This window comes from Myxococcales bacterium, from assembly GCA_022563535.1.
Taxonomy (GTDB): domain Bacteria; phylum Myxococcota_A; class UBA9160; order UBA9160; family UBA4427; genus DUBZ01.
This window is the reverse complement of sequence record JADFNE010000044.1, coordinates 1-25,492: the sequence shown is the minus strand read 5'-3', so window position 1 is coordinate 25,492 and position 25,492 is coordinate 1. Positions and strand designations below refer to the sequence as shown.

The 25,492-nt window shown below is 60.2% G+C and carries 23 protein-coding genes; 7 read left to right on the top strand and 16 right to left on the bottom strand.

The annotated features are described in order from the left end of the window. The 8 genes from IH881_13775 to IH881_13740 all read right to left on the bottom strand — a co-directional run bounded on the left by IH881_13775 (position 1) and on the right by IH881_13740 (position 4,959). A complete protein-coding gene (locus IH881_13775; protein ID MCH7868759.1) occupies positions 1-702 on the bottom strand; it encodes a GAF domain-containing protein in 702 nt (233 codons plus the stop codon). Positions 703-721: 19 nt separating this feature from the next. Next, on the bottom strand, positions 722-1,090 hold the full coding sequence (locus tag IH881_13770) for a response regulator (GenBank protein MCH7868758.1): 369 nt from the start codon (positions 1,088-1,090) through the stop codon (positions 722-724). 90 nt (positions 1,091-1,180) lie between these two features. Continuing rightward, entirely contained in the window at positions 1,181-1,507 is a 327-nt protein-coding gene (locus tag IH881_13765; protein ID MCH7868757.1) for a response regulator, read from the bottom strand. A 108-nt stretch (positions 1,508-1,615) separates the two neighbouring features. Further along, positions 1,616-1,828: a hypothetical protein gene (locus IH881_13760; GenBank protein MCH7868756.1), complete on the bottom strand. Its 213-nt coding sequence runs from the start codon at positions 1,826-1,828 to the stop codon at positions 1,616-1,618. Further along, the gene (locus IH881_13755; protein MCH7868755.1) at positions 1,825-2,313 is read right to left on the bottom strand and encodes a hypothetical protein; all 489 of its coding nucleotides are present in this window, start codon (positions 2,311-2,313) and stop codon (positions 1,825-1,827) included. Before IH881_13755 ends, IH881_13760 begins: the two co-directional genes overlap by 4 nt. A gap of 389 nt (positions 2,314-2,702) precedes the next feature. Continuing rightward, positions 2,703-3,071 (bottom strand): transmembrane 220 family protein, encoded by a 369-nt coding sequence (locus tag IH881_13750; GenBank protein MCH7868754.1) that lies wholly within the window; start codon positions 3,069-3,071, stop codon positions 2,703-2,705. 87 nt (positions 3,072-3,158) lie between these two features. Then, a complete protein-coding gene (locus tag IH881_13745) occupies positions 3,159-4,052 on the bottom strand; it encodes a diguanylate cyclase (protein MCH7868753.1) in 894 nt (297 codons plus the stop codon). 346 nt (positions 4,053-4,398) lie between these two features. Further along, positions 4,399-4,959 (bottom strand): hypothetical protein, encoded by a 561-nt coding sequence (locus tag IH881_13740; GenBank protein ID MCH7868752.1) that lies wholly within the window; start codon positions 4,957-4,959, stop codon positions 4,399-4,401. A gap of 460 nt (positions 4,960-5,419) precedes the next feature. Here IH881_13740 and IH881_13735 point away from each other — a divergent pair, with 460 nt between their 5' ends. Continuing rightward, positions 5,420-6,064, top strand: a complete 645-nt coding sequence (locus IH881_13735) for a nitroreductase family protein (GenBank protein MCH7868751.1) — start codon at positions 5,420-5,422, stop codon at positions 6,062-6,064. Here IH881_13735 and IH881_13730 read toward each other — a convergent pair. Beyond that, on the bottom strand, positions 6,036-6,794 hold the full coding sequence (locus IH881_13730) for an HPP family protein (GenBank protein MCH7868750.1): 759 nt from the start codon (positions 6,792-6,794) through the stop codon (positions 6,036-6,038). The genes IH881_13735 and IH881_13730 overlap by 29 nt on opposite strands. Before the next feature lie 229 nt (positions 6,795-7,023). Here IH881_13730 and IH881_13725 point away from each other — a divergent pair, with 229 nt between their 5' ends. Then, on the top strand, positions 7,024-7,905 hold the full coding sequence (locus tag IH881_13725; protein ID MCH7868749.1) for an HDOD domain-containing protein: 882 nt from the start codon (positions 7,024-7,026) through the stop codon (positions 7,903-7,905). Between the two features lie 34 nt (positions 7,906-7,939). On the opposite strand, the gene IH881_13720 is transcribed toward IH881_13725, so the two are convergent. From IH881_13720 to IH881_13710, 3 genes are all read right to left on the bottom strand, one after another. Then, positions 7,940-9,007, bottom strand: coding sequence for a sodium ion-translocating decarboxylase subunit beta (locus IH881_13720; protein ID MCH7868748.1), 1,068 nt, complete (start codon positions 9,005-9,007; stop codon positions 7,940-7,942). Between the two features lie 65 nt (positions 9,008-9,072). After that, positions 9,073-10,905, bottom strand: a complete 1,833-nt coding sequence (locus IH881_13715) for a biotin attachment protein (GenBank protein MCH7868747.1) — start codon at positions 10,903-10,905, stop codon at positions 9,073-9,075. A gap of 1 nt (position 10,906) precedes the next feature. Next, positions 10,907-11,236 carry an OadG family protein gene (locus IH881_13710; GenBank protein ID MCH7868746.1) on the bottom strand — a complete coding sequence of 110 codons (330 nt, stop codon included), beginning with the start codon at positions 11,234-11,236 and terminating at the stop codon, positions 10,907-10,909. A 362-nt stretch (positions 11,237-11,598) separates the two neighbouring features. Here IH881_13710 and IH881_13705 point away from each other — a divergent pair, with 362 nt between their 5' ends. The 4 genes from IH881_13705 to IH881_13690 all read left to right on the top strand — a co-directional run bounded on the left by IH881_13705 (position 11,599) and on the right by IH881_13690 (position 16,704). Beyond that, positions 11,599-12,975, top strand: coding sequence for an L-serine ammonia-lyase (locus tag IH881_13705; GenBank protein ID MCH7868745.1), 1,377 nt, complete (start codon positions 11,599-11,601; stop codon positions 12,973-12,975). A 287-nt stretch (positions 12,976-13,262) separates the two neighbouring features. Beyond that, positions 13,263-14,945 (top strand): PAS domain S-box protein, encoded by a 1,683-nt coding sequence (locus IH881_13700; protein ID MCH7868744.1) that lies wholly within the window; start codon positions 13,263-13,265, stop codon positions 14,943-14,945. A 332-nt stretch (positions 14,946-15,277) separates the two neighbouring features. Continuing rightward, complete coding sequence (locus IH881_13695; GenBank protein ID MCH7868743.1) at positions 15,278-16,132, top strand: hypothetical protein; 855 nt, start codon at positions 15,278-15,280, stop codon at positions 16,130-16,132. Positions 16,133-16,191: 59 nt separating this feature from the next. Continuing rightward, a complete protein-coding gene (locus IH881_13690; protein MCH7868742.1) occupies positions 16,192-16,704 on the top strand; it encodes a shikimate kinase in 513 nt (170 codons plus the stop codon). Positions 16,705-16,805: 101 nt separating this feature from the next. Here the strand turns inward: IH881_13690 and IH881_13685 are convergent, their stop codons facing one another. Then, positions 16,806-18,752 (bottom strand): TonB-dependent receptor, encoded by a 1,947-nt coding sequence (locus tag IH881_13685; GenBank protein MCH7868741.1) that lies wholly within the window; start codon positions 18,750-18,752, stop codon positions 16,806-16,808. Positions 18,753-18,943: 191 nt separating this feature from the next. Between IH881_13685 and IH881_13680 the strand changes: the two genes are divergently transcribed. Continuing rightward, on the top strand, positions 18,944-21,955 hold the full coding sequence (locus IH881_13680; GenBank protein MCH7868740.1) for a fused MFS/spermidine synthase: 3,012 nt from the start codon (positions 18,944-18,946) through the stop codon (positions 21,953-21,955). A gap of 39 nt (positions 21,956-21,994) precedes the next feature. Here IH881_13680 and IH881_13675 read toward each other — a convergent pair whose 3' ends face one another. The 3 genes from IH881_13675 to IH881_13665 all read right to left on the bottom strand — a co-directional run. After that, positions 21,995-23,764: a sodium:solute symporter family protein gene (locus IH881_13675; protein ID MCH7868739.1), complete on the bottom strand. Its 1,770-nt coding sequence runs from the start codon at positions 23,762-23,764 to the stop codon at positions 21,995-21,997. Then, positions 23,764-24,279, bottom strand: a complete 516-nt coding sequence (locus IH881_13670; protein ID MCH7868738.1) for a hypothetical protein — start codon at positions 24,277-24,279, stop codon at positions 23,764-23,766. Before IH881_13670 ends, IH881_13675 begins: the two co-directional genes overlap by 1 nt. 123 nt (positions 24,280-24,402) lie before the next feature. Continuing rightward, positions 24,403-25,492, bottom strand: a 1,090-nt coding sequence (locus IH881_13665; GenBank protein ID MCH7868737.1) for a hypothetical protein, incomplete at its 5' end; no start/stop codon positions are given.

The following is a 25,492-nucleotide window of genomic DNA, read 5'->3' as shown; positions in this document are numbered from 1 at the left end:
TTACCGCCGTTGCTCTACATTCATCACGACTCCACCCTCCGCGAGAGCGGCGGCATACAGTGCAACCCCCGCCAACTCCCCCAGGAGTTCTAGAAGTTCGAAGTCGAGCGGCTCGAGTCCCGGCTTTTGATCGAGCAGGCGATAGATGGCGATTGCGCCCGTAACACTCCCACAGACTTGAAGCGGAACGCAGGCTGTCAGATTGGCCTCGCCGGGCTTTACCTCTTCGCTCGCGGCCACGGAACTCTGTTCAGAGCAAATGAATTCGCGGCCGGAGGCGAGTGCGCGACCAAGCTTGCCTTCGCCCAAAACGATCGACTCGAGGGGAACGGGGTTGACGCCGCGTGCTCTCTGGACCCGAATTTGACCGGTATTGCTGTCGACCTCCAGGATCGCCAGTTCCGCGGAACCAATCAAGTTGACGACGATCTCCTCGATCACATTGAGGACTTCTTCCCGCTTGAGAGATCCATGAAGCCGAGACGTGGCGACATAGAGATTCTCTAGATTGGAATTTTGCGACTGGACGACCGCATGATGCTCGAGGAAACGCTCGTGTTCCGACTCGATCGAAGAGAGCGCCTTCGTAAGGCGATCGACCTCTTTCCGCAGCTCGTCCCGTTGGCAAACAGCCATCTCCAGCTGGTGCTGCAACTGCTTCGGGTCGAACTCGAGTCCCTCGTTTTCACGTTCTTCGGCCACGTACCCTCCTGCCGCTCTACTAGATGAGATTTTCGATTTTCCGCAAGAGTTCGGGGCCATCGACGGGTTTTGTTACATAGTCGTTGCAGCCGCTCGCGTAGCCCTCTTCGATGTTGCAAGCCTCGCCGCGGGTCGTCACGAGAATGACGGGAATGTCCTTGGTCTGAGGTTGTGCACGCAGGGCGCGGCAGGCTTCGAAACCCGACATGGTCGGCATGATGACGTCCATCACGATCAGGTCTGGATCTTCTGCTTCGACCATATCGAGAACTTCGTCTCCATCCCTGGCGACGACAATCTCGTAGAGGCCCGAGCGCTCGAGCATGATGCGTTCGGAAAACAATGCGACCTTCGAATCATCAACCAGCAAAATTTTGTTCATGTTCATTTCTCCCGAGTACGAACGTCATATTCAGAACCGGACGAAGAAGCGAAACGCAACCGCGCGTGCTTCTGTCTCTCACAAACCGACGGCGCCTCAGTCGGATTGAAATTTTTCGATCAGTTCGATAGCGACCTTTCGCAGCTTCTCTCCATTGATTGGCTTGGTGATGAATGCAGATGCCCCCAGGCCAAGAACCTCGTCGCCAGTCTCGTCTCCCCCGTCCGTGGTGACGATTACAATCGGAACCTTCGGCTCCGTCTCATCCTCGAGATAGAGACGAAGCAGAGTCAGCCCATCCATGACCGGCATATTGATGTCGACCAGGGCGAGATCGAAATCTTCCTGGATCAGATAACGAAGCCCGGCCATCCCGTCGTCGGCAAAAACCAGCTCGACGTCTCCGAGATGACGAAGATTCATTCGGATGAGTTGCTGGAAAACACGGCTGTCCTCCACGCAAAGGATTCTGGCTTTGACTCCCACATGTACTCCCAGGTTGCTCTTGAAGATTCAGTTCGCGAAGCGACGCTATTCTTGTTCCGGATTCAGTCGAGAATGCAGTTCGCTGCAATACAAAGCCTGGCCCCCCAGCATTGCGATCATTTCGCAAAGCTGCTGGTCTGCCTTGGTAAGCGAGTGCTTTTGCGGAAGTAGTTTGAAAATGGCAACTGCCCCCGCGAGTTTTTCGCCCGCGCGCAATACAAAACAGGCATTCAGGGTCTGGTTTGTTCCTTCGCTCAACTCGCCTTCGTCGAAATCGCCAGTGAATACGAATAGAAAGAGGTTCCCGTTCGCAGCACCTCCTCTATCAGTGCCCAGTCCTCTTCTCGCTTCTCGATCCAATCGGACTCGATCCCCCACTGCGAAAGCACCTGCGGTTTGGTGCCTCCTGCGATTTCGGGCTCGGAGGACAGAATTGCGACTTCTTCGGAGCCGATCAGGTTGGCGATGATCTGCTGTAATGCGGAGATGATCTCGGGCCGCGAGATGGAAGAACTCAATTGGGTGGCCGACACATAGACCCGAGCGAGTTCGTTATGAAGTTCTGCCTCGACGTCATGGAGTTCGAGACATTGCGCGTGGAGCTCCCCCATGGAACGCAGAAGGCGTTCCTTTTCTTTCACAAACGAACGAAGCTCTTCGTTTTCAGCGATAATTTTGTCGATATGCGCGCGGGCATCAGCCGGAAGCACGGCAATCGCATCAACGAGTGATTGATTCGTCACGAACAGGAGCTCCTCCAAGTATTCAGCGCAACTCGAGCAGATGGCGAACTAGATCCGTGCCGCCCAATGTTGCTGCGCTACTAGGTCGAATCGCCTATTCGCCATACAGCCTTTAGGGGATTCGCGGCCAGGGGATGCAATCGGAAGCGACCTAGGGTTTTTAATTTATTTTGCAGGAGTCGTTCGACCGGTACTCGGTACAGAGCGAGGTGCATGGGGCTAGCGGAGGAAATTCGGAATACGCGGTGGGTTGGGCAACCTTCGGAAGGCTGTAGGAATAGTCACCCGCCCATACCAAGAAATCGGAGAATTGCAGTCCTACTTCGAGGCGGACAGCAACGCGAAATGATCTGTGGGCTAGGGGCGTGCGCCTTCTGCCGCGCAGACTCCTAGGCGCGGTGCTCGCAATGATGCTTGGCGCGCCACGCGAATCCCGCCAGGACGGCGGTCCAAACAGCACACAGGGCCAGCCCCATCGCCTCCCGCGGCTCTTCGTGGCTCACGTCTTTCATCTGGAACGAAGTGAAGGCTTCAGGGTCGGCGGATCCGATCGTTGGGGCGAGTGACAGGAACCAGGCGGCGAACACCGCCGCGGCCGCTGCGTTCGGGATCAGCAGGGTGCGTCCCATCGCTGCTGTGATCGAGAGCACCGCTGCCACGAGATATGCGCAAATCCAGCGAAGCGGATCGGGATCGTTCCACTGTACAGCGGCGCTGAGCAGAAAGACCGCTGCGAATACCCCCGCTACCACTCTCATGGGATTCCCTCGGTCTCTGTTGTACTGAATTTTCTTCCGATGCACCGCAGCCGAGGGAAAGGGGCCGCGGCGACGTCTTTTGCGCAGCTATTCGTGGATTACGAGCCGGCCTCGACCCGAGCGCTTCGCCTCATACAAGGCTGCGTCCGCCGCTTTGACGAGATCGGCGACCGTCGCCTCGTCGGGGAGATTTTCGACCGAGACCAGGCCGCCGCTCAGTTTGATGTTGAGCTCATATTTCTCTGCGCGGACCGGTTGCCCAACGATCGCGGCCATCATTCGCTTCGCAGCGAGTTCGGATTGGGACGCGAGAGTCTGGCCGAAGATCACAGTAAATTCGTCTCCTCCAAAGCGACACGCCGTATCGTAGGGCCGGCAGGTCGCCGAGATGACCTCGCCGATATGTCGCAGAACTTCGTCTCCGACACCGTGGCCGTGTTGGTCGTTGATCTCTTTGAAATGATCGACGTCGAGCATCAGCAGCGACATCGGCGCGTCCATGCGCTGAAACGCGGACATCGAAGCTTCGAGGGCGTCGTCGAGGGCCGCGCGATTCTTGAGGCCCGTGAGCCCGTCGATGCGCGCTTGCACCTTGAGGAGATCGAGCATGCGTTTCGTTCGCAGGGTTGCCCTCACTCTGGCTTGAAGCTCGACTTGCTCGAAGGGCTTGTGGATGTAGTCGCTTCCACCGCAGTCGAGGGCACGCGCGATCTGCTTGGCGTCGCGGTTTACCGTCAGAAAGATGATCGGGATGTCACGCGTGGTTTCCGCTTCCTTCAGATGGCGGCAGACCTTGAGTCCGTCCATACCCGGCATGTTGACGTCGAGCAGAACGACGTCGGGAAGCTCGACGGCAGCCAGCTGAATTCCTTCCATTGGGCTGCAGGTGTGCAGTACACGCAGGTCGTCGGCACGAAGATGCTCGTCCACCATATTGTGTACAGCTTGGTCGTCGTCGATAATCAGAATTGTGTGAGTCACAGTCAGCTCCTGCCGCACGCACCCGAGCCATCTCGAATGCGTCGTGTTTGAATTCTCATCGACCATCCAGGGTACACGCTTGATTGTCGACGCTGGGTCGCTACCCAGCTGGAATTTTCCGCGCTTGACGGAAAATCTGCGCTTGACAGAAGACTACGGAAGCGATCGGTGGGTTATTTGCGGGGGGCTCGCCGGGATGGCTCCCAGGCAGAGAAGACAAGACAACGCAAGGAAGGCAAAAGAGCGAGCAGCGAAGTGGTGAGGTTGTTAACTCCGCACGACTCTCGGGCTGCGCTGGCGACGCGCAATATCTCCGCGTGTCGTCGTTTTCTTTGGGGGGACTAGCCTAGCGTTGCCGCCGCCTGCGCATCGTCCCGTTGGCGATGAGAAGGCCTGCTCCGTAAAGCACGGCCGCGCTGGGTTCCGGCATCGGCGACGCGGTCACTCCGAGAATTTGGGTTCCTGTCTCGGCATCAAAAATGGCGTATGAGCCCATGGCGAAAAAGAGATCGGTCCTGAGTTCTGCGATCGGCCCGCCATCGCCGTCTCCGACGGAAAGCACGAGCCTCGTGTATCCGTCGTTTGCGTCGACGGACAATCCGGTTAGAACACCTGCGACAAATGTCGCGGACCCAGAGTCGAAGTCAGTCAAAGATAGAGAGGAAAAGGAGTAGCTAGGGATCGCGGCCCACTCGAACGCGCTAATGACACCAGTCACATCGTCGGCGGTGAACGTGCCTTGACCGGTAATGTCTAGAGAACTGGGAAAAATGAAGTGGGCGTCGAGGGTGTATGAAACGCTCGTCGCGCTGGCGGATCCGGCAATGAGCAGGCCCATTGTGACAATCAATAGGGCGCAGACCGACTTGAGGCGGCCGGTCGATGCCGGTGAAATAGAGTTGTGCATGAACTTGTTCTCCAATGAAGTGCCTGTGCGAACTCTATTATGCGTCACTCGAGACTCGCCTTGCAAGAGAAAGTTCAATGAAAATCAATATTTGTGAGATTTTGGATGCTGCGGGTCTGGAGCCCAGTTTAGCCCGATTGGCTTCCCCGGTAAGCGGGCCCGATACTTGCGGCCGAAGTTGCTGATTAATGATAGAGCGAGGCCATTCTTGAAATTGACTGCGAGTGCGCACTATATGGAGCCGATCCCCTCTGGAACGCGGCAATTCGCTCGATCAGCCCAGTCCCCGGGCCTTTGTATTGGCGCTACGGGGAGGGGGTGTGGATGGACAGCTGGATGGTGACGAGGCTTCCGCCTCCCGATTCACTCTCGACTTCGCCTGTCGTCCCCCTACAGCACGCCATAGAATGGAGTCTCTGCCCGTCGCTGGGCATCGAATCACCAGAGGACTGGAGAAACAATGGCCGCCCCCTTCGATCTCAAAGAGACAGACCGATTGCTTTCCACCACGAGAGCGGTGCGCCGTCGCCTCGATCTCGAGCGCCCCGTCGAACGAGAAGTGATCCTCGACTGCATTCGTTTGTCCCAGCAAGCACCGACCGCATCAAACACGCAACAATGGCGTTGGCTGGTCGTGATGGATCCCGAGAAGAGAAAGGCCGTCGGGGAGATCTACGGGCGCGGCAAGCAGTTCATCGATCAAGCCAGGGCACAACTCCCCGACGCCGATGCCCAGACCCACCGCGTCTACGACTCCGCGGGATGGTTGCTCGATCACATGGGCGAAGTGCCGGCGCTGGTGATCCCGTGCCTGCAGGGCCGTTTGCCGGATGGTGCGCCGCATGGGATGGCGGCTGCCATCTACGGCTCGATCTTTCCGGCGATGTGGAACTTCCAGCTTGCACTGCGCAGTCGGGGGCTCGGTTCGACGCTGACGACGATCAGCCTGTTCTTCGAAGCCGATATCGCAAAACTTCTGAACATTCCCGACGACGTGATGCAGGTCGCGTTGCTGCCGGTTGCGTACACGGTGGGAACCGATTTCAAGCTGGCGGTCCGGCAACCGCCGGAAGAGATCACCTGCTTTGACGAGTGGTCGTCCTGATCAAGAAACGCGAACGCAGGCGAGCATCACTTATTCCTGCCCGGTCGCTGGATTGCCCCGCGCCGGACCAGTTGGTTGGCCACACCGCAGCGTAGGGATCGCTCGGCGTGGCTGCTTCGTCGGTTTCTAGCGCCAGGGGTACGAAGCCTTCTGCTGGCGCAGCTGCCCGGGGAGCCCAGACGGGGTAGGAAATCCCGGACAACCGATTGAACACGAAGGCCTGTGCGGCCAGCAGCGCGACGGCGACGATGATCGCAACCAACTCTGCCCCACCGTGAATCAGGCCCATGGAAACCATCAGCGCGGTGGAAGCGGCGGGCGGATGGGAGAGGTTGGTCGCGATCATGACGGCGCTGATCAGACTGAGGGAAACCGCGATGGCGGCAATGCCTCCGAAAGCGGTGTCGATGTCAAATACGACAAAGCACACCCAACCGATGAGTGCCCCGAGGCCATGGCCGAGAACCGCGTTGCGGGGAGAGGCCGCCGCAGCCGACGGTTGTGAGAAGAAAAGAAAGGCGCGGGGACCCAGAGAGGGAAAGAGCAACGGCTGGTGAGAATAGTTGGCCATCGCGGCCATGATCAAGATCGAGACTCCCCCATTGACAAAGGCGAATAGCGACCTTGTCCAGCGGTTCGGATAGCGAACCATCAGATACCAGGGCTGAATCCGCGCCAGCCGCGCGATCCACTTGATCAGAAACTCGCTGCGAGTCTTCGTCATGGTCATGCTTGGGAAATGATTCGGCCATCTGCTGCGGAAGGTTGACTGAGCAACAACCTCCATGTCTCTGTCGACCGCGCACGTCGGTATTTCACCCCCCGACCCCCCGGCCTTCGACCGAGACTCCCCGCCGTGCGGTCGTGTCGACCTCGCACAGTCATCAACACGACCGGCCGATGAGTACGCTGAGCAATGACTTGCCCGGGATGGGGCGAGGACAAGATGGAGAGATCGATTGACAACGTTGTGGCGAAAGCTGACTGAGCAATCCGCCATCTCGACAGGAAACTTTGCCAAGCTCTTTGGCGGGATGGAGATCTCGCCGCTGCCCCAGACGGCTGTGAAACTCATCGAGTTGGTCGGGCAAGAGGACTGCGACGTGAGGGAGGCAGCCACGTTGATTTCCGCTGATCTCGGTATCTCGGCCAAGATCATGCGCACCGTGAACTCGGCCGGTATGGGGCTGGCCGTGAAGGTCGCCGATGTGCGCGGGGCCGTGGCGATGCTGGGCCTCGCGCAAATTCAGTTCCTCACCATCGCCTTTGCCGCCGCGGACGCGCTTCCCCGCAAGGGGGGCAGCTTCGACGGGGCGGCGTTTTGGCAGACCTCACTTCAGCGGGCGGTTTTTGCAGAAGCGCTGGCCGCAAAGATCGCTCCGGGACACGAAGGGGAGGCCTTCACCGGTGGGCTGCTGCAGGACATGGCGCAGCCGATTCTCTTGACCCAGTGGCAGAGCCACTACGCGCCGGTGCTAGAACGGGCTCGCGACTCGGACCGCAGTCTGATCTCGGTCGAAGACGATGAGTTGTCCTGGAATCACGCCCAGGCCGGCGCCTGGCTCGCGCGCAGCTGGGGCTTTCCCGACGTATTGGTGTGTTGCATCGGTTTGCACCACTCGAGCCTCGATGAACTCGAAGGGGTGGGCCTCGACCACTCGCCGGTCGGCGCGGTCGCGGTCGCATCCCATCTTCCAGATTTCAAGGTCGTCGAGACAATGTGTCTCGAGCATCTCGATCTTTCTGAGGAGGTCGTCGAAAATCTCTTTCAACGCGCGGAAGAGGCCTCGGAGGAACTTGCCGCGCTCTTCGACGTGCCCAAGCCGTCCGGAAAGAGCTGACCCTCACTGCATTGACCGTTACAGCAGTGACGCGCTACTTCGTCAGCGCCAACAGCACACCCGCCGCGACCGCCGAGCCGAGTACGCCTGCCACGTTTGGCCCCATCGCGTGCATGAGCAGAAAGTTTTGCGGGTTGCTCTCGAGTCCGACCTTGTGGACCACGCGCGCGGACATCGGCACTGCACTGACGCCGGCGGCTCCAATCAGCGGATTGATCGGGGTCTTGCTCACCAGGTTCATCAACTTGGCGAGGAGCACACCCGAGGCGGTGCCGATCGCAAAGGCGATCAGGCCGAGGCAGAGGATGCCGAGGGTCTCGGGGTTCAGGAACTGGTCGGCGGCGAGCTTGCTGCCCACCGCGAGGCCGAGCAGGATCGTGACAATGTTGATCAGTTCGTTCCTGGCTGCCCCCGCCAGGCGATCAACGACGCCCGACTCACTCAACAAATTGCCGAACATCAGCGCGCCGACCAGCGGCGTCGCATCGGGGACCAGCAGAGCGCAGGTGATCAGGACGGTGATCGGGAACATGATTCGCTCGATCTTTTTCACCGGGCGCAGCTGCTCCATCTTGATCTGGCGTTCAGCCTCGGTCGTGAGGAGTCGCATGATCGGCGGTTGGATGATCGGCACGAGCGCCATGTACGAATAGGCAGCAACCGCGATCGCACCCAACAGATCGGGTGCCAGGCGACTGGCGAGAAAGATCGCCGTTGGGCCGTCGGCGCCGCCGATGATGCCGATCGCCGCCGCGTCGGCCATGTCGAAATCGATGAAGTCGAAGGTGTTGGAGAGCGCGAGAGCGCCGATGATCGTCGTGAAGATCCCGAACTGCGCCGCGGCGCCGAGCAGCGCCGTCTTCGGGTGGGCGAGCAGCGGACCGAAGTCCGTCATCGCGCCGACGCCCATGAAAATTAGCAGGGGAAAGAGCCCGTTGCTGACGCCCGCGTGGTAGATGATCCCGAGGAATCCGGTCGGATCCGCAATTCCCGCGACGGGGATGTTCGCGAGCAGTCCTCCAAACCCGATCGGCACGAGCAGCAACGGTTCGAATTTGCGGCTGATCCCCAGATAGAGGAGCAGCAGACAGACCGGGAACATCGCAACTTGTCCAAGCGAGGTGAAGTTTGCGATCCCTGTCGCTTGCCAGAGCTCGGTGAGCTCGGTCAAGGGGCGATCTCCACCAGCGCGTCACCGACCGCCACGTTCTGGTCACCCGAGACGAGGATGGCGGTAACGGTTCCGGCGCAGGGCGCCCGTACCTCGATTTCCATCTTGAGGGCTTCGAGCACGAGCAGCACATCGCCCTCGGCGACTTGGTCGCCCACCGACGCCACCAGCCGCAGAACCTGTGCGACCAGCTCTGCAGCGACGAGTTCGCCGGCGCCAGTCGCGGCCGAAGCGCCTTCGCGTCCCCGGGTTGATTCGGAGATCGAGTAGTCGGCGCTCTTCCCGTTGACGGTGGCCTTGCCAGAACCCGAGCTGCCTTCGAACGAGACTTCGTATTTCCGGCTGTTGATTTCGACCGTGTAGGCGTTCGCACCGCCCTTACCGCTGGCACGGCCCGCGCCGCTGCTCGTGTCGATCTTGCGCACGCCGTCCGGGCGATTGCCTTCGAGGAAGGCGATTCCCTTGGCCTTGAGCGAGCAGGCGATGAAGATCGACTCGTCCGTGATCTCGATGTTCTTCTCGGATAGAAGCTTCTTGGCGACGTCGATGCCCTTGTTGGGATCTTCGTCGTTGATGTCGCGAGGGTTGCGCGTGGTCGGCTCGAGGCCGAGTTGTTCGGCTGCGAGCTTGACGATGTCGTCATCCGCGGGAACCGGCGTCTTGCCGAAGTAGCCGAGCACCATCTTCCCGTAGCCATCCGCGATCCGCTTCCAGGGACCCAGTACGACGTTGTTGTAGGCCTGCTGGAAGTAGAATTGGCTGACCGGGGTCACCGAGGAACCGAAGCCACCCTTGCGAACGACCTCACTCATGGCCTGGATCACGGCGGGGAACTGATCGAGAGTTCCGGCGTCGCGCATCATCTGGGTGTTGGCGGTGAGCGCGCCGCCTGGCATCGGTGAGAAGGGAATCAGGGGTTCAACGGCAGTCGCTTCCGGGGGCACGAAGTAATCCTTCATGCATTCCTTGAAGCAGGCTTCCGCATCGACGACTTTTTCGACGTCGATCTCGTCCGTGTCGTTGCCGAGCACGTAGTCGGACCCGCGCAGCGCATGCCACATCACGATGAAGTCGGGCTGGCTCGTGCCTCCCGAAACCGGGGCCATTGCGAGATCGATCCCATCTGCGCCGGCGTCGAGTGCTGCTTTGTAGGCGGCGACGGAGACGCCCGCGGTTTCGTGGGTGTGGAGCCGGATGTGGACGTCGTTGCCGAGTCGCTTTCGCGCCAGCTTGATCGTCTCGTAGACCTTCGACGGAACCGCGGTTCCCGACGCGTCTTTGAAGCAGATCGAATCGAAGGGCACGCCTTCGTCGAGGATGTTCTCGAGGGTCTCCATGTAGAACTCGGGCGTGTGGGCGCCCGAGCAGTCCGGCGGGAGTTCCATCAGGGTGATTACGACTTCGTGCTTGAGGCCCGCTTCGCTGATGCAACGGCCCGAGTACAGGAGATTCCGAACGTCGTTCAGTGCATCAAAGTTGCGGATCGTGGTCATGCCGTGCTTCTTGAACAGCTTGGCATGCAGATCGATGACGTCGGAACTTTGCGAGTCGAGACCGACCACGTTCACGCCGCGCGAGAGAGTTTGCAGGTTCGCACTCGCCCCGGTTGTCGCGCGGAAGGCGTCCATCATGTCGAAGGCGTCTTCCTGGCAGTACAGATAGAGCGACTGGTAGCGAGCACCGCCGCCCGCTTCGAAATGCGTAAAACCCGCTTCGATGGAAGCTTCGACCGCCGGCAGGAAGTCTGCGGTCTTGACGCGCGCTCCGTAAACGGATTGGAAGCCGTCGCGAAACGAAGTGTTCATTACATTGACGAGTCTCTTGGCCATCCTAAACGATTCGCCCCTGTCGCATTGCCTCGGCGAGCGCGATCGCAAGGGCGATTTCATCGTCGTGATTCGCTCGCGTCGAGGTGGCGCTCACCGGCTCGTCCTCGGCGAATCGATGGGCGTTCGCCTCGAAGAAGACCGCCGACAGATGCATCAGCCCAACGAGGAGGGTCAGGAACGCAAAAACCGTAAACATGCCTACGGCCATCAGCCGCAATCCTTCCAGCATCATGCGCTCATTCCTTTCGCCCGCGAGGTCCAGGTCGATTTGATTTTCCGGCCGCTCCTGCTCGCGGCCCGGGGTGCACGCCCCGGCGATCAGCCCCGGCATGTGGGGGCCGGGATCGGGCGGCTTCAGAACATACGGAATTTTGACTCGTTTCAAAAATCCGGCTGTCGATCCCCAGAAAATTGCCCGCAGGGCGTCCCCGGGACCGGAAGCGGAGATCCCGCTCGAGGTACGTCCCTCGACCGACCCGTGCCCCCAAGTGTTAAGCCGCCCCGGCTGTTAAGTACCTTTGCCTGTCAGTTGCCGACGATCTTGCTGTACTCTCCCGCCTCGTTCGCCGCACGGACTGATGTTCTCTCCAAGCATGGCGTAGGATGAGTGACGGGGCGCGCAGAGGACCGCAAGGGCGTGGCTTCGCAGCGTTATAGAGTGAATAGTGTGATTGGAAGGACAGGTGGTGTGTCATGACAATAAGCGTATTTGATCTCTTCAGCATCGGGATTGGCCCGTCGAGTTCGCACACGGTTGGACCCATGCGCGCCGCGCTGACCTTTGCCAGTGGTTTGCGTGACGACGGTCTGCTGGAGAAGACCGCCACCATCCGCGTCGAACTTTTTGGCTCACTTGGGGCGACCGGCAAAGGTCACGGCAGCGACAAAGCCATCCTGCTCGGCCTCGAAGGCGAGACGCCGGAAGAGACCGATACCGATCTAGTCGATGCGCGACTCGCGCGAATTCGTGAACAGGGCAAAATCAACGTCCTGGGCGAACACGAAATCGATTTCGTCGAGCGAGATCATTTGACCATGCATCGACGCAAATCGCTGCCGCATCACAGCAATGCGATGCGATTTGCCGCATGTGATGCCAGTGGCGAGGAGCTTCGCAGCAAGCTCTACTACTCAGTCGGCGGCGGATTCGTGGTCAACGAAGACGCAATCGGCGTGGATCGCATCCAGGAAGACGACACCGCTCTCCCGTATCCATTTACTACCGGCGACAAAATGCTCGAGCAATGCCGCGATAACGGTTTTTCCGTCGGCACCCTGATGATGGAAAACGAAAAGACGTGGCGCAGTGAGAAAGAAGTCCGTGAAGGCCTGTTGCGGATCTGGTCTGTGATGACAGCGTGTATCGAACGCGGTTGTCAGCGCGAGGGTATTTTGCCCGGCGGTATGAAAGTCAAACGCCGCGCGGCGGGTTTGTACAGGCAACTACGCTGTGAAGTGATCAGCGATGGACAGTCTCTGGGAGCGATGGACTGGGTCAACTTGTATGCGCTGGCCGTCAACGAAGAGAACGCGTCGGGCGGACGAGTGGTGACCGCCCCGACCAACGGCGCCGCCGGCATCATTCCAGCGGTGCTCCAGTACTATTTGAAATTCTGCAACGGTGCGGACGACGATGGCATTATCCAATTTTTGCTGACCGCCGGGGCGATCGGCATTTTGTACAAGGAAAACGCCTCGATCAGCGGCGCTGAAGTCGGCTGTCAGGGCGAGGTCGGGTCGGCCTGTTCGATGGCAGCGGGGGCCCTTACCAGCGTACTCGGAGGTACCCCGGCTCAGGTCGAAAACGCCGCCGAGATCGGGATGGAACACAATCTCGGGTTGACCTGCGATCCCGTCGGCGGGCTTGTGCAGGTTCCATGCATCGAGCGCAACGCAATGGGCGCGGTGAAAGCGATCAACGCTTCGCGGTTGGCAATGCGCGGCGACGGTTCGCATTTTGTCTCGCTGGACAAGGTAATCAAAACCATGCGCGACACGGGCCGCGACATGAAAACCAAGTACAAGGAAACCTCGCGCGGCGGTCTGGCCGTCAATGTCATCGAATGCTGACAGCGTCGTGAGCGCGCGATCGCACCGCGCGAGGAATGGCCCGACGGACCTTTTCTGAGCGGGACAAATTGGCTGCAATTTCGAGCCGTTTGACTTGTCGCTACTTAACGATCGATCGCAGATTCGCGGCCAAAACTTCCCGTACTTGATCCGATTGAGTTGTTCCGATCAATAGTGGGGGAAGTAGCCCCCCTTCGGGTTCCTTATTTTTCATCCCCCACCCCGATACCTGACCTGATGGATGCAGTCAGGCTCTTCTCTTTCTACTCTAGTATGTCGAGTTCCCATTGAGTCCGGAAAAAGAGGAAGGCAGCTTGCGTCGCGACGATCAGAAAACCAAGGCGGAACTCATCGCCGAACTCGAAGCCATGCGCGCCGTCGCCGCAAAGCGAGACAGCGAGCCCGACACCTTGGCGCTTCTCGAGAGCGAAGAGCGCTATCGCATCGTCACCGAGATCAGTCGGGATGCCATCACCGTCACCGACGATACGGGGACGATGATATTTGCGAATTCGGCGATGGAAACCGTGTTCGGCTTCAAGCCCAAAGAGTTGCTCGGCACGCAGATTCAGGACTACTTCAATCTCATCCACCCCGATGATCGCGATCGCTATGTGGATCAACTCCAAAGCATCAAACAGGTGGGTGACACGGTTCACTACGATCTGTTTCGTGCTCAGTGCAAGGATGGGAGATGGGCCTGGGTAAAAGTGATCGGCACGTCCTATTTGAGCGCCAGCGGTCAAATCTGCATATTGGAAGTCAATCAAGACATCTCCGAGCAGGTGGAGGCGGAAGAGGCCAGACAAAGAATGGCTGAGCAGATGAAGGAGGCCCAACGCCTGGAGAGCCTGGGGGTGCTGGCGGGCGGGATCGCGCACGACTTCAATAATTTGCTGACGCCGATTCTCGGTGAGGCGAGCCTGGGTCTGTTCGACTTGTCGGAAGATTCACCCTTGCGCTCCCGGCTTCAGCGCATCCAGAAGGCGGCCCATCGCGCGGCGGCGCTCACCAATCAGATGCTCACCTACTCGGGCCAGGGCCAGGCGGTGACCGAGTTTCTCGACATCTCAAAATTTGTGGAAGAGACTGCACAGTTGCTGGAGGGAGCGGTCTCGGGAAAGGCCGAACTCGTCTTCGATCTGGCGGACGGTCTTCCCACCGTGCAGGCGGATGCCTCCCAGCTCTCGCAGGTCGTGATGAATCTCATCATCAATGCCACCGAGGCCATCCAGGAAGGCGCCGGACCGATCGTGCTTCGCACCGGACTGGTCGACGTCGACAACGTCGAAAGCAAGTTTATCGTCGGGTCCGATACGCTGCTTCCGGGCAGCTACGTCTATCTCGAGGTCATCGACGATGGATGTGGAATGGACGAACGGCTCCAGTCGAAAATTTTTGATCCGTTTTTCACGACGAAATTCACTGGACGTGGGCTCGGTCTCGCCGCGGTTCTCGGCATTGTGCGCAGCCACGGTGGCGCAATCGAGCTTGATAGCGTGCTGAATCGCGGCACGCGTTTTCGCGTTCTGCTTCCGAGTGCCGGAAATCGCGAGCTTCCGGGAGTGCTGGAGAATTATCCGACCGAAGACTGGCGGGGCCACGGAATCGTGCTGGTGGCGGACGACGATGCCGGTGTGCGCGACTTGATGAAAGATACCCTCGAGCGCGCCGGCATGACGGTGTTGTGCTGCCACGACGGACGTGAGGCCGTGGAGGTGTTCAGACGTCAGCCGGATGATATTCGGATCGTGGTTCTCGATCGCACGATGCCCAACATCGGCGGCGAAGGGGCCTTCGACCAGATTCGCCGGATTCGACCCGACGCACACATCATCCTCGTCAGCGGTTATTCGGAGGAGCGCGCCGCGCAGTACTTCATCGACAAAGGGCTCGATGCGTTTCTCCACAAACCCTTCGAGCCGATGACGCTACTCGAACACGTGCGGCGCATTCTCGAAACTGAGTAGACTCAGACAGCCGCCATCTCTTCCCCAACTCCCTCTGGATGAGTTCTGATAGGCGCGCCCGTCGAGCTGGCTTGTGCACTAGCAGTCGAGATGCAAGTTGCATCCGATCCGTTCGTCCGAATCGGAGAAAATTGCCTGCAAGTCAGAGCGCGCTCGATCGTAATTACGGATCTTCGCTGCGGTTCGGCCCATTCGCGCTATCGTGACGGCCGGCGCCCGGGAAATTCGCGCTGAGGCAAGCTGATCGTCAAAATTTAGATCTCGACCGAGATCAAACAAGCTAAAGCAAGCTAAAGCAAGCTAAAGCAAGCTAAAGCAATCCAAAGGCGCTGATGTCCGGTTACACGTTGTTTCGAATATTCAAGTACGTCCTCTTCGGGCTGTTCACCTTCAATCTATTCTACTACCTGGGTGAAGACCTCGACGCGTACCGCTACCTCGGAGCCGACGCGACTCTGGGCGATATTTTAGAGACCTTCGCGGTCACGATCGACTACGTCGCCTGGATGGTCCTGATCGTGCTTTTCGAGTTCGAAACCGACTTCCTGAGTAAAAATCAGACAGAAGGCAAGCTGAAGTGGTTGTTCAAAGGCGGCGTCGCCCTCTGCTACCCGATCCTCGTTTACGCCTTCTATGGATACATCATGGCGCTTACGAGTTTCCAAGATTTCCACCCCATCCCCTCGGAAACTGTCTGTGAACTGGTGGATCAAGATTTTGCCTACGTAAGTATGGAGGCGCGCTATCTCCCGCTCAACGAGACCAACTGCGTCACTATTTCCGAAGGAGAGGTATTTCAACATTCGTCCGACAAGGCCGTCTCCGCCGCCGAACCCCTGGCCGCCTCGATCAATCTTTCCTGGATCGACGTCGCCAACGCGGCCGCCTGGCTACTCGTAGTCTTGCTGTTCGAAATCGAAGTCATTCTTCAGGAAAGGGGAACCCTCGGCCGAACGTCGCTGATCGTCATCAAGGCCTCGAAGGGTGTGCTTTATTCGACGCTGCTCTGCGATGCGATTCTCTGGTCTTTCTACGGTGCCTTCATCGATTCCTGGGACGCCTATCTGTGGATCGTGGCCTTCGTCATCATCGATCTCAACGTCTTCAACTTCGCGGGCAAACCTTCGTCTGACAAATCAGAAGCGGAATCCGTCATGCAGGGTGCCGGCCAGCCGACGCAGACCTGACGACCGCGACTGACCCTGTCGCCGCGTCTCCTGGGAGTGATTGTCGCTATGATTTCCTCATGATCTCGCTGGTAAACAACATCGCGCTGATCGGCATGCCCGGCGCCGGCAAGAGCACCCTGGGCGTTCTGCTGGCAAAGCGCGGAACGCACGGCTTCCTGGACGTCGATCTCCTGATTCAGGAGTCGGAGGGGCTCTCGCTGCCGGAAATCATCGAGACGCGGGGCACCGAGGAATTCCGCCACATCGAAGAGCGCTGCGTGCTGTCTCTCAAATGCTCCAACTACGTGATTGCAACCGGCGGAAGCGTCGTGTACTGCGAGAGGGCCATGGAGCACTTGAAACAAATTTCCCAGATCGTCTATCTGGACGTGCCACTCCCGGTTCTCGAAGAGCGATTGGGGGATCTGGATGCCCGAGGTGTTGTTTACGGCCCGGGGCAGGATCTCGAGAGCCTCTACGCAGAGCGCTGTCCCCTCTATGAGCGCTGGGCTGACGTTCGCGTCGAATGCGGCAATTTCAGCCACGACGAGGCGGTCGAGCGAATTCGCGGCGCCGTCACTCGGCGTTAGCGGCTTCGGCTTGAGGCGAATGTCCCCCCGCCTTCTAGGCGCTGATGTAGACGTTTCGAGATCGAACACTTCGACGGGAAAAATTGGGACGAAGCCAACGATCAGAAGGTCAGTTCCGCACCCGCCCGCGGATAGATGCCGACGGCCGGGAATCCCACAGCCTCGCGGTAGTTGGCGTCCAGCAGGTTCTCGATGGCGAGATAGATCCGGATCCGCTCGCGCGGCGTCCAGGCCGCGGTGAAGTCGATTCGCTGCCACTCATCGAGAGAGGTCGCGGCGAAGCCGGTGGGATTGGAGGTCGCCTTCACACTGCCGACGAAGAGCGCGCGAACTCCAATCTCCAGACTCGCGATCGGTTGCGCGGAAACGTGCAATTCGCCCCGCCAACGGGGGCGATTCCGGAGGTCGACCGGACTGCCGACGAGTTCGGTGAAGTTGAAGGTGGCGCTGCCTCCGAAGCGGAGGCGATTCATTGCGGCAACGTCGATCTCAGCTTCGACACCTCGCGACCGCAGTCGGTCGCGATTCACCAATAGGAACGTCGCCGGATCGAAGTCGATCAGGTTCTTGACCTCGAGATCGAAGTACGTGATGCGGGTGAACAAGCCGTCGTCGAAGAAACTGCCCCGCGCCCCCACCTCCCAACCGCGACTGCGCTCGGGATCGAGCCCCGAATTTCCCACCAGTCCATTGCCGAGCGCGAAAAAGCTCGGAAGCTTGAACCCCTCTCCCCAGCTCCCATAGAGAGTCACGGGTGTCCGGGGCAGCAACAAGGTTGCGCCCAGATGCGGGCTCCATTCGGCGCGGTATTTTTCGGGAAAGTCGCCGCGCACGCTTCCGCTGAGTGCGAGGCCCCAATCGAAGTCGTAGCTACCCTCGAAAAACCAGCCGGCCACATGCCGGTCGAGCGCAAAACCAGCCGCCACTGGATCTGGGCCACCAAAGTCATACGCGGTCTGGCTCTTGCCGTCTTCCCACTCGATGTCGGTGCCCGTCGTGAGCCGCAACGCCGGGATCGGCGTGGCGGTGCCGAGGACACTGAGTTTGGTGCGGTTGAGGGTGCTCGATGATTGCGTCGGAGGAACCCCGTTCATGCTGCCCGCAAAGCTCTCTGCGACTCCGGGTGAATCCACATCTTCCCGGCTGAGGAAATACGCCAACCGCAAATCGACCTCCAGCCAGTCTGTAGCCTGTCTGTTGGCTGTAAATCCCGTCGACAACTGTATTGTGTCGCGCGTTTCGAGCGCGCGGATCACCGCCAACTCGGGCCCGCCGCTGGCATCGGGATACGCCTTTGCCTCGGCAGACGAGAAACGCAAGTCGGCGCGGACATCGATCCCCCCCGGCAGGTTCGAGTCCAGGCTCGCCTTCAGGTTGCCCCCGCGATAGCCGCCGTCCGAGTAGGGATCGTCAGTCGTCTCGTATCCCCCAGCCAGCGACAGACCCGCCCAGCCGACACCGGCACTCGCCCGGCCATGAACGTGACCTGTACTGAAGCGACCTCCTCTTGCATCGACGGAGAAGGAGAGGGCGTCTTCGGGAGCGGCGCGTCGAGTGATGATGTTGATCGCCCCTGCCAGCGCGTCGGAGCCGTAGGTCGCAGAAAGGGGGCCGCGCACGATCTCGATTCGATCGATATTGAGGCTTGCCAGTGTCGTGGGATCGAAAGAGCCGCCGTGGGTATTGTTGGGATCATTCAAACGGATTCCATCGACCAGGACCAGAACGTGGTTGGGATCGAGGCCGCGCAAATAGAGCGCGGCGTTTCCGCCGCGCGCTCCGTTCTGTTGTAGATGGAGCCCCGAGACCGAGCGCAACTGATCGCTGACTGACTGCGAGACTTCGATCTCGTTCCCAGTCACGATCGTGATGGAAGCGGGCACCAGGGCGGCGGTGCGAGGAACTCTGACTCCGGTGACGACCAACTCTTGTGAGGTGTATGCGTCGGCGCTCGCCAGGCCGACTGCACCCGGCCAGGGCAGGATAATCAAGCTGAGCCCCAGCCCCGCGATGGCCCAGGCTGCAAGCCGACGGTGTGCGTTCTTCATGGAATTGGACAATTTAAAAAGCTTGTTCAATCAATTGGCAATGAAGCATGTAACGGAGTTAATTTGTTTCAGGGCAAAGAGCCAAGGACATAGAAGTACTTCAAGCCCGGCTTTCAGGACGTACGATAACGAGGGAAACGACAATTAGTTCGCAATTGTCCGAAAATTATTCCGACCCGGGGCAGGTCGCGATGCCGTTTGGGATTCGTCGGCTCATCTATTTGTTGTTTCTGTTGTCCGGTGGCACTGCGTTGGTCTATCAGGTCACGTGGGTGCGCGACCTGTCGCTCGTGTTCGGCGCCAGCTTCGAGGCCACGAGCATCGTGCTCGCCTCGTTCATGGCGGGGCTCGCCCTTGGCGGCTTCTGTCTCGGTCGTCTCGCCGGGGGACTGCGACGACCGCTCGCCGTATACGCTGGACTCGAACTCGGAGTGGCGGCCTTTGCCCTGGTGCTGCCGACTCTGCTGCGAGGCGTCGACGGCCTCTACGTGACCGCCGCGCTGGAGGCGGGGGGTGTGACGCCGGAGCTCAATCTGCTGCGCCTGGCCCTGGCCTTTGCGGCCCTGGTCGTCCCCACCTTCTTCATGGGCGCGACGTTGCCCACGCTCACGCAGCTCATGGTGTCGAGTCACGACGAGATGAGCGACCGCATGGCGTGGCTCTATGGCTTGAATACCCTGGGTGCCGTCACGGGCACTCTGCTCTCGGCCTTCGTCCTGATTCCCGTGCTCGGCGTGTCTCGTACTCAACTCCTGGCCGTGGCCGTGAACGTCGGCGTGGCGGCACTGGCCTTCGCAATGGACCGGAGGCTTCCGATTCGCGCGGGTCGCGAGACGGAGGTCGCCGCAGACGAGGATCCGGGCCCGTACGATGCGAAGGTGCGCCTGGAGCCCGGCTGGTTGTGGCCGACCCGGCTCGCCTTCTTTGGGACGGCCGTGAGCGGGATGTGCGCACTGGCCCTCGAGGTGCTCTGGACGCGCGCAATCGCCACCGCTGTCGGCAGCACGACCTACAGCTTCGCGGTCATGCTGGCCGCCTTCCTCGTCGGAATCTGGCTCGGTAGCTGGCTGCACGCGGTCTTTCCTCTGCGTCGCATTCCAGAGAGCGTGCAGTTGGGCGCGGCACTCGTACTGATCGGGCTCACGAGCTTCGGGGCAAGCTACGCCATTCCCGCGTTGCCGGAACTCATGGTTCGGCTCAACGTGTTCCTCTACGACGACCTCGCGCGGGTGCGCGGCGGCACGACGCTGCTGCTCAGTTTTGTGGTGATGTTGGTGCCGACGATCTTCATGGGCATGGCGTTTCCCCTCGCGGGTGAGGCCCGTGCCCGTTTGAGCGATGGCTTTGGTCGATCCGTGGGCGACACCTTGGGATTGAATACCCTGGGCGCCATCAGCGGTTCTCTGGCTGCGGGCTTCGTCCTGATTCCCCTGCTCGGATTGCAGCGGTCGATGGTCCTGGCCGCGGCCATCAGCCTCGCCTATGGCGCGGTGGTGCTGGGTGCGGCAGCGGCGACGTGGCGGCCCGCGCGCCGACACTGGGTGGCGGTCGCGACGCTCGGCTCGGTCTGCGGGGCGCTAGTGCTTCCCGCAGCCGTGGAGCCCTGGGACCTCTCCTATCTCGGCGCCTTCCAGAGCAACGCCCTGCACAACTACGTGGGCGACAGCGGCAAGGTCGACCTGAGTCGCCAGACCGCGGGCTTGAGGCTCCTCTACTACCGCGAGGGGCGCGGCTCGACGGTGTCGGTGCTCGAACGGCGCGGAAATCGCACCCTCGTCGTGAGCGGTAAGGCGGTGGCAACCGACACACTGCCCGACATGCAGCACGAGCTGCTGCTCGGTCATCTACCCGTTCTCCTGCATCCAGCACCCAAGGCAGTCCTCGTCGTGGGTCTCGGGGCAGGCATCACCCTGGGCGCCGTGGCCGCTCACGAGGAAATCGAAACCCTGAAGCTCGTGGAGATCGAACGCGCCGTCGTGGGGGCTGCCGCTCACTTCGCGCACGCGAACGGATCCGTGCTCGAAGATCCACGTCTCGAGATCGTGATTCAGGACGGCCGGAACTTTCTGAAGACCTCCCCCGACACCTTCGACGTCATCACGGCCGATCCGATCCATCCCTGGGCCGCGGGGGCGTCCTATCTCTATACGGAGGAGTACTTCCGCATGGCGGGCACGCACCTGCGCGAGGGCGGTGTGATGTGCCAATGGCTCCCCGCGTACGGGTTGTCCCGGGAGGACTTCCGCTCGGTGGTGGCGAGCTTTGCCAAAGCCTTTCCTTACACCACATTGTGGCAGGCTTCCTACGACGTCATACTGATCGGGAGCCGCATGCCCTTGCAGGTGGACCTGGCTCAATTGACACGCCGGCTGGAGCAGGAAGGGGTCAAGCGCCAGCTCTCCCTCATCGGTCTCGAGACGCCTCTGGCTTTCCTCTCCGAGTTCGCCCTGGACTCCGTCGCGGTGCGGGCCTACGCGGCGGACGCAGTGATCAACACCGACGACAATCTCTACCTGGAATACTCGAGCCCGCTGCACGTGGGTTCGGACGACATGCTGACCAACATCCGCAGCGTCGACCGCATTCGCCAGACGCCGGAAGCGCTGATTACGAACTGGTCGGGCCACTTCGCGTCGCTCGAGGCGCTGCGAGCCGAGCTCAACCGCTACCGAAATGCGAAGTCACATACCCTGGAAGCCAAGCTCGGTCCCGGTCCAGATGCCACTTCGCCGCGGACGCTCAGCCAAGCGCTCGCGCGAGCGAGTGAGCGGATGCGCGTCGTGCTGGAAGAATTGCCGGAGTACGGCCCGGCTCGCGCCCAGCTCTCGATGCACCTGACCCAGCGCGCCTTGCTCGCCCTGGGACGCGACGAGTTGGAGGTTGGTCACGCGCTCGCAAGCGAAGCCCAGCGCCTGGCCCCGGGCAGCGCGGACACGCACTACACCCTGGGGATCTCGCTCATGCGGCTCGAGCGATTCGCCGAGGCGGCTCCCCGCTTCGAACGCGCGCTCGACTTACGCCCCGACCATGAGTCCAGTCACTTTGCGCTCGCAATGGCGCGTGTCCGAATGGGACAACTCTCCCGAGCCATCGCTTCCCTGCAACGAGCCCTCGAACTCAACCCCGACGATGCGCGGATGCAGGAGCGCATGGCCAACCTGCAATCAATGCGCGCGCGGCGCGAGCCGGGCTCCGGAAGCTGAGAAGAAAACGGGTTGATGACAACTCTCGACTCGCGCGCCCTACTCGCGTGTCCTTCTCTCGCGCCCTTCTCGCGCGCCCTTCTCGCGATAGGAGCGACCGATCATCTTGTAGGCGGCGATTCCCAAGGGCACATAGATCGCGGCCCAGGCCAGCGCCAGCATGGTTTCGGCCGTGAACCAGTCCAACAGTCCGCCCGCGCGCAGGGTTCCAGTGGCTGTTTGGTAAGGGTGGACGTAGTAGACGATCATCACTGCCGACGTGCACGCACCAAACAGCGCCACGGCGATCGCGATCCGTTGGGTTTTCTTTGCCTGCTTGGCGTCGCGTTCCTCGCTGGGGAGTTCGTGAAGTGCGAGTCTGCGAGCTCGTTCCGTATCACTTACTTTACCTAGCCGTGATATCCAGAGCACAACGCCCAGGCTGATCAACCCGCCCAGCAAGATTGGATTCATGTAGGAAGGGAGATCGATAAAGCCCCTGGAGTCGAGCAGGCGGGGAATGACATTGCCCGCAAATCCGCTGATGATTCCCCAGAAGGCCGCGCGTGCTGTTATGGTGTCGCTCCAGATGCTCATGAAGGCAACGGGGCCCCAGGACGAGGCGAATACGGTGCCGACATAGTAGGTCAGCCAGAAGAGATCCGGGGGCATGGAGAAGCTGATCATCAGCGCGACGGCGCCAACGAGCAGCATGATCTGTCGACTGAAGCGTAACTTCTGCGCGTCATCCCCCTTGTCCCTGGGAAACACGTCGTTGCTGGCACTGAAGCCGACCAATGACAGGAAGGTCGTCGCCGACGACAGCGCCGCCGCCATCACGCCGGCGAGCAGCAAGGCACCCATGATGGGCGGCATCATGTTCTTCGCGGCCCAGATCATGGTTTGTTCGTGGGGGAAAATATCCGCCTTGCTCAGATTGACTGCCGTCGCGGCCGCGTAGAGAGCCACGTTGCTCACCGCTACGGCAATGGCAGCGATGCACGCCGAGCGGATCACGACGTGTTCGCTCTTGGCCATCAAGTAGCGGCTCGATTGCCAGGGACTGACCGCGGTCACGAGACTCCAGGCGATCCCGGTGATGACCGACCAGATCGCGTAGTCGGCTGGCGTTTCCCACTCCGTCCCGGGCCCGACCACACCGTGCCAGGTCATGAGTTCGGGCTTGCTTTCAAGTTTGACCAGACCGTCCATGGTCGCAAGCCATCCGCCATGGACATCGACGATGTAGTAAAGGGCGACGAAACTCATCACGGTGAAGAGCAAAAACATCAACGTGTCGGTGATAATGACCCCGTGAGACCCGGAGTAGAGGGTGAAGAGCGTGTAGCTGAGCCAGGATACGACGAGGCCCTGCTCATAGTTGAGTGGGGTCAATTGCGAGAGAATGATCGCCGTGCCCTGGGTTACGGCCAGCAGGTAGCCCCCCAGACCGAGCACGATCGTCACCCCCGCGGCCGCCTGGACGGACTTGCTGTCGAATCGGTGCCCAAAAAATTCGGCGACCGTAAGCGCTCGACTGCGGCGGAGATAGCGACCAAAGAAGAGCGCACCGTAGACGTATCCCGACACCCAGATCGCAGGCCAGAGGATGTATGCACCTCCCTGGGTCGCATACGAAAACCCGGTTTCCCCCAAGAACGCGTTGGTGCTGAGCACGCTCGCCACCAGCGTGCCGACGATCAGGAGCGTCGGCGCCTGGCGCCCGACGACGAAGTAGTCCTCGAGATGCTTGACCTTACGCCCCGCGTAGTTGCCCACCGCGAGGTAGACCAGGACGCTGATCAGTATGCTGGTCGAGTAGATATCCATCAGGCAGGAGAATTCAGTTCTTGTTCCGCCGCAGTGTCTTCATTGCCCTGTCCCGAGTCCACCAGCGAGAGCCACGCCAGAAAGGACAGCACCACGATCAGGATCAATGCGCCCTGGGTTCCGTAGTTGTGCATCAAGTCGAAGTATTCCGGCCGGTAAAAGCTGGTCAGAGAGAGCAACACCAGGCGAAACCAGTTGATGACGACGAGTAGCGCGAGGAATCCACCGGCCCAGACGTACGGCCGAAGGGTTCGCTGTAGTGGGATGGCCGAGACCCCGGCGACGAAGAGAACGAGCAGAACCAGACCGTCACACTCGGTAATGACGAGGAAGCCGTGCCCGAAACCTACATAGAGCGAGCCGCCTTTGAACTCGGGGTTCAAACTCGTCAGCGAATACATCGCAGCCAACGATTGCGCAAGAATCTTGCAATACGGCTCTCGTACATTCACGATGAAGGGCTCCCAATTGCAGATCCAATTGAGAACTCCGAACGTGACCAAAAAGCGGATCATGCAACTTCTCCAAGCCGATCACCGAGCAACCCCAACAAGATAGCGTCCTCCGGCGAACCAGCGTTGAGAAAACCCGAATCGGAACACGGGGCGGGTCGATCAGCAAGGCTGCATATTGCGCTGCTAGCCTTCAGCGTTGGTGGTCTCGCTGTCGATGTGGGTGATCCATCGATCCGCTTCGGCACGAGTTGCGTCGTACTTGCGAGCGCGTCCGAATGAAGAACGGGCGCTTTGGAGGCTGGCGTCGTTGTAGTAGGCGATTCCGAGCAAGAGGTCGGCATTGCCCGGATTGTCGAGGCTGCCCTTCGCGACCGCCTGAGTGAGGAGTGCAGCCGCTTCCGACCAGGCTTCGCGCTGCATGTGTACCTGTCCGAGACGCACGTAAAGGTTCCCATCCTCGGAGAGGTCGGCGGCCAGGCGCAATGGCTCAAGGGAGCGCTCGTACTCGCGCGCGGCAATCCAGCTATTGGCGAGCAGCTCGTAGGATTTCGGATCCCGCGTGACCGTACCGTCGGCAAGTGCCTTTTCTAAAACTCTTGCAGCCGGATAGGGGAGATCGTGATAGAGGTATGAAAGCGCCAACCGCCGGATTTCTTTGTCGTTGTCGAGGAAGCCCTGGACGTAGGCGACCTGCTGCACCGAGAGTGCCCGGCGGTAGTTTTCGCGCGCACCGTAGAGCAACGAAAGCTGCACCCAGTACTGCTTCTTGGGGAAGCGGAGAATGAGTTCCTCGAGCACGGGCGTCGCATTGCCAAAGTCTTGCGTTTCGGAGTAGAGCGCCGCGAGCAGCCTCAGCCATGGTTCCTTCGGTTCTCTCGCGCGTTCGACGGACAGTTTCGTCTGAAAGATTGCGTCTTCGAAGTTGCCCTGTTGGTAGTAAGCGATCCCCATCAAGTAGAAGCCGAGGGGATCCGGCTCCTCGAAGTAGCGAAAACATTCCTTCAAACTGTCGATCGTGAGCTGCCACTGCTGCATTGACGCGTAGAGCTGTGCGATTTGGAAGCGCGCGCGCGCCTCGTCCCTGATCGGAAGCATCTCCTGGTCGAGGAAACGTTCGAAATACCCGATTGCCGCTTCCGGTTCGTTCGCGCCAGAAGCAACGTGGGCGAGCATCCGGAACACGAGCGCCCGCTCATAGAGATTGAGCCGGTTTTGGTGGAGCTTCAGAAGCAGCTGTTTTGCCCCTGCGGGATCTTCATCGTCGACGGCGGCG

What these genes read in the sequence shown, in the direction of transcription:
- IH881_13770 (MCH7868758.1), bottom strand. Translation starts at nt 1,090, where the DNA reads ATGAACATGAACAAAATTTTGCTGGTTGATGATTCGAAGGTCGCATTG.
- IH881_13765 (MCH7868757.1), bottom strand. Translation starts at nt 1,507, where the DNA reads ATGAATCTTCGTCATCTCGGAGACGTCGAGCTGGTTTTTGCCGACGAC.
- IH881_13750 (MCH7868754.1), bottom strand. Translation starts at nt 3,071, where the DNA reads ATGAGAGTGGTAGCGGGGGTATTCGCAGCGGTCTTTCTGCTCAGCGCC.
- IH881_13740 (MCH7868752.1), bottom strand. Translation starts at nt 4,959, where the DNA reads ATGCACAACTCTATTTCACCGGCATCGACCGGCCGCCTCAAGTCGGTC.
- IH881_13735 (MCH7868751.1), top strand. Translation starts at nt 5,420, where the DNA reads ATGGCCGCCCCCTTCGATCTCAAAGAGACAGACCGATTGCTTTCCACC.
- IH881_13730 (MCH7868750.1), bottom strand. Translation starts at nt 6,794, where the DNA reads ATGACCATGACGAAGACTCGCAGCGAGTTTCTGATCAAGTGGATCGCG.
- IH881_13720 (MCH7868748.1), bottom strand. Translation starts at nt 9,007, where the DNA reads ATGTTCCCGGTCTGTCTGCTGCTCCTCTATCTGGGGATCAGCCGCAAA.
- IH881_13715 (MCH7868747.1), bottom strand. Translation starts at nt 10,905, where the DNA reads ATGGCCAAGAGACTCGTCAATGTAATGAACACTTCGTTTCGCGACGGC.
- IH881_13710 (MCH7868746.1), bottom strand. Translation starts at nt 11,236, where the DNA reads ATGCCGGGGCTGATCGCCGGGGCGTGCACCCCGGGCCGCGAGCAGGAG.
- IH881_13705 (MCH7868745.1), top strand. Translation starts at nt 11,599, where the DNA reads ATGACAATAAGCGTATTTGATCTCTTCAGCATCGGGATTGGCCCGTCG.
- IH881_13695 (MCH7868743.1), top strand. Translation starts at nt 15,278, where the DNA reads ATGTCCGGTTACACGTTGTTTCGAATATTCAAGTACGTCCTCTTCGGG.
- IH881_13690 (MCH7868742.1), top strand. Translation starts at nt 16,192, where the DNA reads ATGATCTCGCTGGTAAACAACATCGCGCTGATCGGCATGCCCGGCGCC.
- IH881_13685 (MCH7868741.1), bottom strand. Translation starts at nt 18,752, where the DNA reads ATGAAGAACGCACACCGTCGGCTTGCAGCCTGGGCCATCGCGGGGCTG.
- IH881_13680 (MCH7868740.1), top strand. Translation starts at nt 18,944, where the DNA reads ATGCCGTTTGGGATTCGTCGGCTCATCTATTTGTTGTTTCTGTTGTCC.
- IH881_13675 (MCH7868739.1), bottom strand. Translation starts at nt 23,764, where the DNA reads ATGGATATCTACTCGACCAGCATACTGATCAGCGTCCTGGTCTACCTC.
- IH881_13670 (MCH7868738.1), bottom strand. Translation starts at nt 24,279, where the DNA reads ATGATCCGCTTTTTGGTCACGTTCGGAGTTCTCAATTGGATCTGCAAT.